The organism is Blastopirellula sediminis (assembly GCF_020966755.1).
In the GTDB taxonomy this organism is placed as follows: Bacteria; Planctomycetota; Planctomycetia; order Pirellulales; family Pirellulaceae; genus Blastopirellula; species Blastopirellula sediminis.
This window is the reverse complement of the sequence record NZ_JAJKFT010000010.1, coordinates 2,232,624-2,245,534: the sequence shown is the minus strand read 5'-3', so window position 1 is coordinate 2,245,534 and position 12,911 is coordinate 2,232,624. Positions and strand designations below refer to the sequence as shown.

The following is a 12,911-nucleotide window of genomic DNA, read 5'->3' as shown; positions in this document are numbered from 1 at the left end:
TTTCCGGAAAAGTCGCCGCTAGTTCCGTTATTTCAGCGACTGCAGATAAGCTGCGACATCGCGCAACTGGCGTTTGGTCAGGACCTTCGTCATCTCCGGCATCAGCGACAGCTTTTGCTCGGCCAGGTCGTCGATGTCATCCTGCGGGATAACCACTTCTTTCCCTTGGGCGTCGCGGAGGACTAGCTTGTCGTCATCCTCGGCGGTGACGATCCCCTGCACCGTTTTGCCGCTGACCAGCAGGACCATCGTCGAGCGATACTTCGCGTCGATGTCGGCGCTCGGCGCCACCATCGCTCGCAGCAGGTACTCGGCGTCGCGACGCTTCGCGACCTCGTCGAGCGCCGGGCCGACGTCGCTGCCTTGCTTGCCGATGCGGTGACAACGAATGCAGGCCGCGTCCAAATGAGTCATGAAAATCTTCTCGCCCAGTTTGGCGTCGCCGCCAGAGAGAGCGGCTCGAAACGGAGCGATCGGCGTCATGTCGTCAGCGCTCGGCGCCAGACGCTCGGCCAGCTTGGCGATTTGCGGCGAGGTCGACGACTTCGCGGCCGCCGCTTCTTCCAATTCCAGAGCCACTTCCGGCATGCTGCTGGCAAGATGCTTTTCAAGCTGTGCGGCAAGCAGCACGTCCGCTTCCGCTCCTTGGATCTCACCGAGAAGGGAAATCGCTAACTGCCGTTCGGCCAGCGGCGTCTTGTCGTTCGGCAGCACTTGGCCAATGCGATTGAGCGCCGCTTCGCTCCGTTTGGGACTCGAGAGCAATCGGAGCGTCGATAATCGTAGCGCGGTCGACTTCGCATTCCAAATCTTTGGCAGCGACTTGTCGAACAGATCGGACTTCGCGGCGGCGAGCGATTTGACCGCTTCGATACGGAACTCGTCTTCCAGCTTGTCGTCCAAAGCGATCTGCTGAAGCGTGGTCGGCGGAAGCGTCACATCAAGTTCGGACGCGAGCGCCAACGCCGCGGCCTTCACCTTCTGACTCGGATCGGCGAGCAACGTCGCAACCAGCGGCGCCAGCCGTTCGGTCGGCAAAGTTCGTTCTTTCGCCAGGCGATACTTTTCGCGGTTACGTCCGTCAACGCGATCGAGTCGCGGCTCTTTGCGCCAATTGGTCAGCGTGTCGATCGCTTCCAAACGCATCGCCAGCGATTGTTCGGCGTCGCTGGTGAAGTTGATCACGCGCTGGGCGCTCGCGGAGTCTCCCAAACGATAGTTGGCGTTGATCATCCGGAGGATCGCCCCTTCGTTATCCAACTTCGTTCCGGCGAGCAGTTCCGCCACCGCCGGGATCGCGGCCGGAATCGAAAAGTCGTCATGAATCGCCAAGACCGCTTCGCGGGCAACGCGAGGATCGGCGTCTTGCAGGAACGCTGCAATCGCAGGATTCGCTTGTTGTCGCAGCGCGACGACCGCGGCTAGGCGAACTTCGGCCGAGGGATGCTTGGCGAGTGAAGCGACGTCCTTCTGCGCCGCCATGGCCATTGCGCCGGCATGTCGCAGGTAGAGATCTTTGCCGTCGTTTTCGGCCAGCAGAGCGGCGATGGCGGTGAGCCCGTCCGCTTCCGGATGAGCCGCTAAAGCCTGAGCGGCGAAGAAACGAACGCGTGGGCTTTTGTCGTTCAACAGCGACGTCAGTTGAGGTCCGTCATAGCTGGGATTGTCCGAAATCATCCGTAACGCTTGCGCCCGGATCTCAACATCCGCGTCGCCGGTCAACTTGCCGATCGTCGTCACGGCGCCGGAGTTTCCTTGGCGAGCAAGCTGCCCCAGGCCCCAGATCGCATGAATGCGGGCCAAAAGCTCGGGGTTCGACGTGGCGACCGATTCGAGCGAGGCAAACTCCTTTCGTTTGACCAATTGGAACTGCGACTCCAGCCGAATCCGTTGATCCGCATGAGCGAGCAGCTTGATCAGCTCGGCATTCGAACGATCCGCGAAACCGGCGGCCAACAGCTCACGCACTTCCTGGCGAGCTGGCGAAGTCGCTGCGGTCGGGACGTCGATCTTCCAGACGGCGCCCTTTTCGTTCAGTGGATAACCGCCACCCCAGTCGACGCCATAGAGCCCGCCGTCGGGTCCAAAGTTGATACCGACCAGCGGAATGCCGTTACCGATGCGGTGGTCGTTGATCAACTTGAACGAAGCGCCAACCGGCTCGGCCTGAAACGCCATCTGCACGCCGCCGGGAGCGCCGGTCAGAAAGAAATAGTCTTTGTACTCAGGGCTGAGGGCGGTACCCGGATTGAACGTGAAGCCGGCCGGGCCATCGAGCGAATAGGCGAGCGGCGGCGTCAGATAAGCGGGCTGCGTCGTCTGCCGCGTCTGCCACAGCTTCTCTTCCATCCAGGGGTTGTAGCGATCGCCTCGGTACTGATAGTTGCAGCGCCAGCCGGCGTCGATTCCCTTCGCGATGTAGACGAAGCGTTCCTTCTCTCCCTTTTGGTCCGAGTCATTATCGACGCCGAACAAGTTGCCGTATGTGTCGAACGCCAGCTCTTGCACGTTCCGCAGGCCATGAGCGAAGACTTCAAAGTCAGTCCCATCCGGATTGCAACGCATGACGCCCCCCTGGTTCGGAAAGCGGAACTCGCGTCCTTCCTTTGCGATGACGTGGATCCCCTTGTCGCCGACCGACCAGTAGATCTTGCCGTCGGGCCCAACGGTCAGACCATGCATGTCATGGCCGGCGTAAGCGATATGAAAACCGAAGCCGGTCGCCATGATCTCGCGCTGGTCCGCTTTGCCGTCGCCGTCGGTATCGCGCATCCGCCAGACGTCAGGCGCGATCGTCGCGAAGACGTCGCCGTCATGCCACAGGACGCCGGCGGCGATGCCGGTGATTTCGGTTTGAAAACCGTCGGCGTAGGTTTCGATCTTGTCGGCGGTTCCATCGCCGTCGACATCTTCCAGGCGGTGAATCTTCTCAGACAAGACGGTCAGGTCATGCCAATCTTTGACGCCATCGTTGTTCATGTCGTCGACCCGCTTCTTCTTCGGCTCGGGGCCGCCGCTGGGCATTTGCGCATGAAAAAAGGCCTGCTTGTCGGCAGGCCACTCGAACCCGACATCGTCGGGTATCCAGTCGGTGTTTGCCCGAATATCAAGGTCTTGCGACTTTCGCCGCATCGTCTGCGTCACGTACGCGCGACCTTGATAGTCGAGACTGATCGCCACCGGATCCGGAACGTTGACATCGCCGCTCCAGCGAATGAACTCCAGCGTCGCAGGATCGGCTTTCGACACCTTCTTGGCGTCAGCCTCTTTCTCCTTCGCCGGCTCTTTGCTTTCTTCTTTCTTCTCTTCCGGCTTTTCAGCAGCGGCGCCACGCGCGACCAACTCGCCGTTGATTTTGACGTCATCCCATAGGCCCAGGTCGTCGAACGAACCGATCGCAATCTGTCCCCACTTGAAGCGTTTGTCGTGGGCGACCATCTGCGGCGTTTCCATGTCGTCGAAATAAACTTCGATCAAACCGCTATCGACCTTGCGGACCACTTTCACGTTGTGCCAAGTGTCGTCCTTCCACGGCGTGCCGTCGCTCGTCTTTTCGCTGATCTTGATCCGGGGAGCGTCGTCGACCACGAAGATCTGATTCGAGTGATCGTCGGTCTTCTCACCGAGGTGAACGTAGTAGAAGTTCGCCGGATCCTGCATGCCCCACGCGACCACCATGTCGCGATGTCCGCGCGACGTTTGCAGCGTCTTCGCTTTCGCCGTCAGGACGAAATCGCCAAACAGCTTTCCTTTCAAGATCGCCAGCGAAAAGGGACTGCGAAACGGCGGCTTGTACTTGCCGACGCCGCTCAGCTTGTAGGCATGATTGCCCCCCTCCACTTCCACGATTGACCAGGTCGCAGGATCGGTCGGACTCCAGGCGTTCGTGCCGCGTTCAAAGTCTTCGGAGATGACCAGCGGCAACTCGGCCGGTTCTTCTGCGAGGAGGAACGTTGTCGAGCCAAAAAAGCACAAAAAGCCGAGAAAGGCGTATCGAAGCATGGGGCGGCAGATGGTTAGCGGATGGGAAAACGCCAGTGAGCGAAACCAGGCTCAGCGGCGCGGAGGACCATGTTCAGAATAGTCCGATTTCCCCCTTCCGGCAAACCGCCCAAGCGATGCCGCGACATAAAAAAAGGGGATCAGCGACATGCGGCCGCTGATCCCCTTTGCATCCATGTTGAATTTTGGACTACGCCGGAACGTAGTGGCGGGAAATCAGGTCCATCTGAATCCACAGAAGCTTGTTAAAGGCCCGCAGCGTGGCGAGCTCGGTCTCGCGAGGCAGATTCAAGCTGTAAATAGTGGCGATGATCGCATCGGAAACGAACGCCATCAACGCGTCCATTTGGACCAGCGGAACGACGATCTCCTTGTTGCCGGCGTCCGGAGTGTGGATCTTACCGACCATATCCAAGTAGCTGAGCATCTTTTCGTCGTAGGTCCGCGTGACCAGCGACTCCAAGTAGCGGCTCAGGTGGAGCTTGCGGAACTTGATCTGGTCATGGTCCATGCCCAGGTCTTCCATCTTCTCCGGCATGGGCCCGTCATACCCATGCTGACGCGGCATGAAGTGCCGCCAGGTGGCGTCGTATTGGTGCAGCTTGTCGTAGACGGCGTCGACCAGCGCCGGCACGATCGGAGCCAACAGGGGCGCGGCGCCATGGATCACGGCGATGTCGTCCGCCCCAAAACCGGTGAACTCTTGCAAGTACTGAAAGCGATAAGCGACATCTTCCTCAAGACGCGGTTCATCAATGTGTTGCATGGCGATCACCTTCGATCTGTCCGGATGGGTTGTTTTGGCTAGAATTAGGAGCAATCGTTTACCTGGACGATTGTGTCCGATTTCCCAAAATATAGGCCATCCTTAATTGGATGTCAATGTCCGATTAAGCGACTTGGACCCGACCAGCTATGTTCTCTCAAACCGTTGAATACGCCCTGCGAGCCGTCTGTCACTTGGCGATCGTCGCTCCCAATTCCTGCACGACCGAGGAGATCGCGACCAGCACCAGGGTTCCGCTTGCCTACCTCTCGAAGGTGCTGCAAGGGCTAGCAAGGGCCGGCGTCGTCCGTTCGCAGCGGGGAATCGGGGGCGGAATGTCGCTGATCAAGTCCCCGGAAGAGCTGACGATCCTCGAGGTGGTGAACGCCGTCGATCCCATCCAGCGAATTCATACGTGCCCTCTAGGGATTTCGACGCACGGGGTTCGGCTCTGCCCGCTCCACCGCCGGCTCGACAATGCGCTCAAAGGAGTCGAGGAGGCGTTCGGGGGGACGACGCTAGCCGAGGTGATCGCCGAGCCAAGCGAAAGCGTCCCCTTATGTGAATTTCCGGGCAAATCTGCAATCAAAAAAGAGCCATCTGCCGATTAAACCAGCTTTAATGGAGCTACGGGTTACCCAAGTCCTGGGAAATTGCCCCTGTCCTGCTGGGCGAAAAAGCTACAATATCCCGATTAGGGCATGCGCGCCCAATTTGGCGATGAGACGGTAAATGGATCTTTTCCCTTCGGCGAAAAAAATCGACTGGGCCCAACAGGCGGAACAGTTCAGCGAGTTCTTCTCCAGCGGCGAGCTACTGAAAAACGGCATCGCGACGCTGGTGATCATCTTTCTGCTGCTGATCCTCCGCAGCATCCTGGTGCGCGCCGTCCGGCGTAGCGACAAGCTGCCGAGCGACGTCCGTCGTCGTTGGTTGGTCCAGATTCGCAACGGTCTCCTCTTCCTGTTCCTGCTCGGCATGACGATCGTCTGGTCGTCGCAGATTCAGCACGTCACGATTTCGATCTTGGCGTTCGCAGTCGCCGTGGTCATTGCGCTTAAGGAACTGATTCAATGCATCTCCGGCTCGGTGATGAAGGCGGTCGGTCGACCGTTCAAGCTGGGGGACCGGATCGAATTCCATAACATCCGCGGCGACGTCATCGACCACAACATTCTGACGACGACGATCATGGAGATCGGTCCCGATCAGATGACGCAGCAATTGACTGGCCGCGCGATCGTGGTGCCGAACAACATGTTCCTCAACAAGGTCGTGATCAACGAGACCTTCACGCAGGAATATGTGCTCCACTGCTTCAAGATCCCCTGCAGCCTGAAAGACGACTGGCGGCAGACCGAACAGGATCTGTTGGAAGCGGCCAAGATCGAGTGCGAACCGTATCTCTCGAAAGCGCGGCAACACTTTGACCTGCTCGCCAAGCAGCAAGGGCTGACCGTGTTATCGGTCGATCCGCGCATCACCTTCCGCATTCCGAAAGCAGGCGACCTGGAACTGGTCGTCCGCGTCGTCGCGCCGGCGCGTCGCAAAGGTCGCGTCGAACAGGCGATCCTCCGCCGGATGCTCGATCGCCAATGGGAACGAGCCAAAGCGGCCGAAGCGGAGAAGCTGGCCGCCGAAGAAGCGAAAGTCGCCGCGGCTGCACTTGCCGCCGCCGAAGCGGCTGCCGCCGCATTGCCGCCGGCCAGCGAACCGGAACTGCCGGCGCTCCCCGACAGCAGCTCAGTCGCCATGTCGACCGTGACGCCCGAACTGAGCGATGCGACGGAACTGCCGCCGGCCCCGGCCTTGCCCAGCATGGCGCTTCCGCCGACGCCCGATCCGAATCCCGGCGCCTCAGGCGGAGCGACCCTTGGCAACACCGGCGTCACCGCGTCTCGCAATACTCGCTTCGAGTCGTAGCCCAGCTACGTAGGTCAGTCCTTGGCCTCACGCGTCTTGTCGTCATACACGACCTGATAGTGCGTCAGCAGAAATCCCGCACTATGCGTTTTGCAGGAAACGAGTCGTAGCGGCGGCGAAGCGATTTTGCGCGGCAACAACGGCATCCCGCTCCCCAGCGTCACGGGCGCGATCTGCACGAACAAATCGTCGAGCAGCCCGGCGTCATAGAACTGGCCGACAAGTTCTCCGCCGCCGGTGATCCAGAGATTCTTCTCGCCGGCGATCGCTTCCATTTGCTCATGCACGGGGCGAACGTCGCCGCTGACGAAGCGGATATCGGCGCCGTCGATGATCGGCAGCGTACGCGATGTGAAGACCCAGGTTGGAATCTCGTAGTACCACGCGTCGCCCGAAACCGCCATGTGCCGCAACAGCCACTCGTAGGTGTGCGAGCCCATCGCGATCACGCCGACGTCGCGGATAAACGCTTCATACTCTTCGCCGGGCCCTGCTCCGAATTGGAACAGCCACTCGAGCGAATGGTCGGCGTCGGCGATAAAGCCATCCAGACTGGTAGCGGTAAAAAATTGAGTCTTCATGAGTCAGGGGCTGTGGTGAGTGAGGATGACGCATCTATCCTAGTTTTTTCGAGGAGCCTTTCCAATCGTCATCACTCGTGATGCGCCTGAATGTGCGTCCCGATTTTTGTTCCCCTCGAAAAGCTCGTCCGGGACTGTTGTTCGTTCCAGAGGCGGCAATTACATTGGCATTGCAACACAGACGCACGCCTCTCTGAAGGAGGACGTTGCCAACGCAACTGGGGAAATCCGACTCATCTCGAAAAACTCGATTGGGAAAGTCTCCCTGAAACAGCCCCCAATGGCCGCAGTAGCGAAATTATTAATCGGCGGCAGTCGACCGCCAACAGTATCATTCGCGGGGAAAAGACGGATCTGGAATCGATTCAGGCCATTTCCCAGTTTGAAGGGGATCAGCGAGTGCTGTCCATAATCGCGGGGCTCGCGCGATCGCACATGACGAAGGAGAACGGTGGCGAACCTTCCCTCTGAACAGCCAGATTCGTCCGATGACGCATCTTTCGATTCATCCGCCGATCTCTCTCCGCACGATCAACGGTTGATTGATCGCCTTGATCGCCTCTGGCAGTCGGAACGAGCATCCGCCGCACCGCCCGTAAGCGGCGACATGCAGATCGGCCCCTACGTGGTGAATCGCACGGTGGGGCATGGCGCTTTCGGCGTCGTCTTTCATGCGACCGATACGCGGTTGCGCCGCGACGTGGCCCTTAAAGTGCCGCGTCCCGAAGTGCTGGTCTGTTTCGACAAATTGCAGCGTTTTGAAGATGAAGCGCAAGTCGCAGCGAAACTCGATCACCCTGGCATCGTACCGATCTACGAAGCCGACCTCGCTGGACCTACGCCGTACATCGCTTCGGCCTTTTGTGCGGGTCCCGATCTGGCCGACTGGCTCGAAAGTCATCCGTCCGATTCGCGCGATTGCCAAAGCGTCGCCCGACTAATGTTGGATGTAGTCCGAGCCGTCGCTTATGCCCACCGCCAAGGAGTCGTGCATCGCGACATCAAACCAAGCAACATCCTGCTGACGAATAAAGACGAAACTTCACGCGGCGACAGCCTGGACGATTTCTCGCCACGGTTAACGGACTTTGGCCTGGCGAAATTGACCGATGTGCCGCTGACGAATTCACGTTCCAGCTGGATCCTGGGAACGCCAACCTACATGGCGCCTGAGCAACTGCTGCCGCAATGGGGAGCCGTAGGAGAAAAGGCGGACGTATTTGCTCTTGGATCGCTGCTGTGGGAACTATTGTCCGGAGCGCCGCCGCGACAGGGCGAAACCTATTCGGACATCATTTCCGGCCTCTTAAGCGAACAGCCGATCGATTCCGATTTGAAACGGACCGACGTCCCAAGCGATCTGCGGGTTATCGTAGCCCGTAGTCTCGCCAAAGATCCAATCGAACGTTATGAATCGGCCGCAGCATTAGCGGATGATCTGGCGGCCTATTTGGCTGGCGAGCGGATCTCGGCCCGGCAGTTTAGCTGGCTCGACTCGTTTGCGCGGTGGGCCAGCCAGCCGCAAAGACCGTCGCAAATCAGCTTCTTCATGATTCCCGTCAATTTATTAACGACGATTTGGATGGTTTCCTCGATGTTGATCATTTGGGGTGAACATTTTCCTGGCGATGATCGCTGGACCGTCTTCATCCAGGTCGGCATGATTGCCCTGGGCTACAACTTGACGGTCGTCGGCCTTTGCTGGCTACGTCTCTCTGGCCACAAATGGTGCACGCCGCTTGCGTTGATTTTCACGTTGGGGGTGACGGTCCTCGTTCCGCTCCTCGTCCTGACCGGTACCATTCGAACCTTTTCCGATCTTTATCGCGACTACCCTTTCTTCGACACGATCAACCATACGCAAATCCTGTTCTTTGGACTTGGCCAGGCATTTCTGCTGGGCGTGTCGGCATATGCGGATCTGCAACAAAGGCGTCGCTAGCGCCAGAACGATCGACTTCGCCAAGGATCGAAAGATGCAACCGCCTGAACGGCGCCTATTAGTCTGCAATACCGACAGATGCACTTGCGAGCGGAGCGAGGCATAGAAAAAATCGCCAACTTTCGTTGCCGCCCAAGCGGTCGGCGACTAGATTGGCGTTTCCGGGCCACTCCCCCTCAACAGGCGTCAAAATGCCGGATAAAGATTCGATTTCTTCCGAAGAAATTCGTGATTGGCCGCAATTGCTGTCGGACGCTCGCAGCGGCGATGAAGCGGCGATTGATCACCTCTGGCGGTGTATGCGCACCTACTTGTTATTGATCGCCGAAAGCGGCCTGGGGGACGGATTAACGGCCAAAGTCGACGCATCTGACATCGTTCAGAATTCTCTACTTGAGGCCCAACGTGATTTTTCTCGCTTTACTGGCGACTCGGAGTCCGAGCTGAAGTCCTGGCTTCGCCAACTGCTAAAGCACAATCTGATCGACGTCGGACGTCGCTTTCGTCACGCGAAAAGCCGCGACGTTAGCTTGGAACAAAGCCTCAATGGCAAGACGCCGATTGATCTTGTCGATCGGCGACAATCGACCGCCAGCAGTATTATTCGTCGCGAAGAAACGGATCTGGAACTTCTCCGAGCGTTGGCCCAACTGCCGCTCGAACAACGCCGTTTGGTCGAAATGCGTCACCGTCGCGGCTTGACCTACAAGGAAATCGGCCAGGAGCTAGGAGTCTCTGAAAAAACGGTGCGCAATCGCTGGGCGGCGGCCATCGCTCAACTTCAAAAGGAACTTGATCGTAGCGACGAATTCTCCGGCTGAACCAGATAAGCCAGGTTCCGACGAATCTTCGCTCGATCCCTATACCGTACAGGACATCCAGCGGGTGGATGGTCTTTGAAGCGACGAGACTTTTGCGCCAAGCAATAATGTCGCCCCATATCGAGTCGGTCCCTACCAATCGCAAGGAACGGTGGACACGAAACGGCACGTCGCTCAAAGGGAGAAGCCTGGTTCTGGGATCCTTCGCAACTCATGAAAGAGCCTGAGCCGCAGTAGGCGGTTTTCGACGTCGATTTTCCATTTGCACGCAAATGATGGATTTCTAAAGCGTATTGGCGAGTCTCGCGGCCATAATTTTCTTTGGCGCCGTTAGTCCAAGTTTCTTTTAATAGAAGCATCGCTGAGCTTCTGAGAACGACTTCAGACTGAATCTGGTAAGGATCGACGCCATGCTCCGCGCCATACTTCTCCTTTCGCTTCTGGCAATTTCACCAGCGGCAAGTCTCGCCCAAGAGCAGGAGTCCCAGTCGACAGATGACGTTGTTCCGCTCGCTACCATCCGACACTACCCAACGCTAACGGATGTCGCTTACAGCCCCGATGGCCAGTTCGTCGCCGTGTTCCACAAACCAACATCGGGCGGCTTCTTCGGTGGGTCGATCAAACATCCAGGAAAATTCTTTTCACTTCGCCGCGTGAAAACCGGGGAAGAAACCCTGAACGTGCCTGCCGGTTGGAACGGCTTTTCGTTCTCCCCCGATAGTCGACAACTCGTCTGGTTCGACAATTCAGCGGTCACGATCGCGGACTGCGCGACCGGCAAAATAGGCGCCACACGCGAATTGAAAAACGTCAGCCGAGTTCAATTTCAAGATGACGGCGAAACGGTCGTGACCTTCGCTTCCGTCGATAACATGACGAGCGAGAAAATGCTGAAGGTGCAGTTCTGGAAACGCGCTGACTTGACGCCGATCGAATCCAAGGTCGAGACGCTGACGCCGCTCTACAAGCCGATCGTTTCGCTCAACGGAAAGTATCTGGCTGGGTACAAAGAACAAGCCCGCGAAAACCGCGCTGGGGCAGGGATTGAATTTGGGATCTGGGACATTGCAACCGGCGAGCCGATGCAAGCCCCCAAATACAAGACGCTCGCCAATCAATTGATTTTTCACGCCCAAGAATTCACCCCAGACAGTTCCGGCATCTGCAGCTATCCGACGCGCCAGGGGAAGATGGAGATTTGGAACATCGAGAAAGCGGAATCTCAGCCGTTTGACTCTTGGTTCGAATTGGAGCGCCACATGGACGTCGCCAAACGCCGACCTTGGAACGATCTTGCCCCGGACAAAGTGGCGACCAAGGAGGATCACAAACTGATCATTCGAGACAGGTCGACGCAGCGGCAACTGAGCGAAGTCGACCTCGAAACGCAGTTCGGCGATCCGGAGGGTTTCGAGATCGGATATTCCGGTCAATTCGGTCCGCAAGTCTATTCCAATGGGATCTTGCCCCTGACGTTGAACATGCGACGTCGCGGCCGACTGAACATTTGGGATCTGACGAATTATCAATTGCAGGAAACGATCGAGGTCGAGAATCCGGTCAAGCGAATCTTGCTCTCAAGGAATGGGAAATCGCTCGTTATCTTGATGGACGGTTCAGTGCCGCCATTTTCGACCAGGAAGTTTGCGTACGTTTCGGTCTGGGATTGGCCAGCGCGGACCGAGCGATTCAAAATCGAGGCCCCCAATTCGCCGGTCGTTTCGATCGCGATCTCGACGGATGGAAAACGATTGGCGACCGGATCTCGCCTCCCAACCGACCAAGCGCATTCCTACAATTTGCCGCACGCGAGCGAAGTGAAGCTGTGGAATCTGGAGACCGGAGAACTTCTGCAAACGATCCAGAAGTGCGACGATGATCCGCACTACATGACGTTCAGTCCCGACGGCAAGTTCCTGGCCGTCGCGAGTCGCAATGACGCTACTCCCGAGAACCACGTATCCGACCTCTACGTGGACGTGCGCGTTTGGAATTTGGAAACTTTCGCCTGTGAGCAGACGTTCATAATCGAAAAGGGAAAAGACCGTTCTCGCGGCCTGGATCGAGTAAACGCGATCACTTTCTCTCCGGATGGAAAGCGTTTGCTGATGGGAGGAGGCGAACCAGGCGGCGTCTGGGGCCAACTCACCCTCTGGAATTTGGAAACGGGCCAACTCGAATTCGTGAAGGACATGTCGTATTCGATTTGCGCGCTCTGGTTCGATTTGACCGGAACCTATTTCTATATGGTCGACAACAACCTCTCGCTGCTCAAAGTGGAGAACTTGAAAGAAGACTGGCCGATCGATAGCCGTCCCCTGAAACGCCCCATTGCGGTCTTGGGGATCCATTGTGCGGATGCGACCGTGGGCCGTCGCGATGATCAGGCCTTGTTCGCATTTTCGGCGATCCGAATGACTGACGCCTCTTCGAGCGTGATCAAGTTGGTTATCGTGGGCGCCGAAAAGAATTGGATTCTCCCCCTAACGTCTCCCGGCTCCGCACGGTCGGTTCAGTTCACCCCTGACGGCGGTCAACTCCTCGACGCCGGCGTCGCCGACTTGGACTACAGGACGTACATTCTCGATTCGAACACCGGTCGGGAAATCACCATGCTCGACTATCACGATGGGTTCGTTCGATTCGGCGCCGGCGGAGATCTGGCCGCGACGATCAGCCCCTATCCCGGCGCCGGCGTCACGCTCTGGAACACGCTCAAGGGGCAACCGATCGTCACCATGCCTCATCCAAACGTGCAACACATTCAATTTTCGCCGACCGGCGATTCCCTGGTCAGCCGATCGGATCAGGAAGCGAGGATCTGGGACCTTTCCCCTTTCCTCAAACGGGACTAGCTGCGGGTTAGGAAGCGC

8 protein-coding genes are annotated in these 12,911 nt (G+C 57.9%); 5 read left to right on the top strand and 3 right to left on the bottom strand.

The features are described from left to right. Positions 1–27 precede the first annotated feature (27 nt). On the bottom strand, positions 28–4,002 hold the full coding sequence (locus tag LOC68_RS20735) for a PVC-type heme-binding CxxCH protein (RefSeq protein ID WP_230222291.1): 3,975 nt from the start codon (positions 4,000–4,002) through the stop codon (positions 28–30). Positions 4,003–4,192: 190 nt separating this feature from the next. After that, entirely contained in the window at positions 4,193–4,768 is a 576-nt protein-coding gene (locus tag LOC68_RS20730) for a protoglobin family protein (protein ID WP_230222289.1), read from the bottom strand. A gap of 149 nt (positions 4,769–4,917) precedes the next feature. Here LOC68_RS20730 and LOC68_RS20725 point away from each other — a divergent pair, with 149 nt between their 5' ends. Next, a complete protein-coding gene (locus tag LOC68_RS20725; RefSeq protein WP_230222287.1) occupies positions 4,918–5,379 on the top strand; it encodes an RrF2 family transcriptional regulator in 462 nt (153 codons plus the stop codon). 121 nt (positions 5,380–5,500) lie between these two features. Continuing rightward, the gene (locus LOC68_RS20720; protein ID WP_230222286.1) at positions 5,501–6,691 is read left to right on the top strand and encodes a mechanosensitive ion channel family protein; all 1,191 of its coding nucleotides are present in this window, start codon (positions 5,501–5,503) and stop codon (positions 6,689–6,691) included. Positions 6,692–6,705: 14 nt separating this feature from the next. Here LOC68_RS20720 and LOC68_RS20715 read toward each other — a convergent pair whose 3' ends face one another. Continuing rightward, the gene (locus LOC68_RS20715) at positions 6,706–7,272 is read right to left on the bottom strand and encodes a dihydrofolate reductase family protein (protein ID WP_230222284.1); all 567 of its coding nucleotides are present in this window, start codon (positions 7,270–7,272) and stop codon (positions 6,706–6,708) included. Positions 7,273–7,723: 451 nt separating this feature from the next. Between LOC68_RS20715 and LOC68_RS20710 the strand changes: the two genes are divergently transcribed. From LOC68_RS20710 to LOC68_RS20700, 3 genes are all read left to right on the top strand, one after another. Next, positions 7,724–9,214: a serine/threonine-protein kinase gene (locus LOC68_RS20710; protein ID WP_230222282.1), complete on the top strand. Its 1,491-nt coding sequence runs from the start codon at positions 7,724–7,726 to the stop codon at positions 9,212–9,214. Positions 9,215–9,405: 191 nt separating this feature from the next. Beyond that, a complete protein-coding gene (locus LOC68_RS20705) occupies positions 9,406–10,035 on the top strand; it encodes a sigma-70 family RNA polymerase sigma factor (protein ID WP_230222280.1) in 630 nt (209 codons plus the stop codon). 410 nt (positions 10,036–10,445) lie between these two features. Further along, entirely contained in the window at positions 10,446–12,893 is a 2,448-nt protein-coding gene (locus LOC68_RS20700; RefSeq protein WP_230222278.1) for a WD40 repeat domain-containing protein, read from the top strand. The last annotated feature ends 18 nt before the right edge of the window (positions 12,894–12,911 follow it).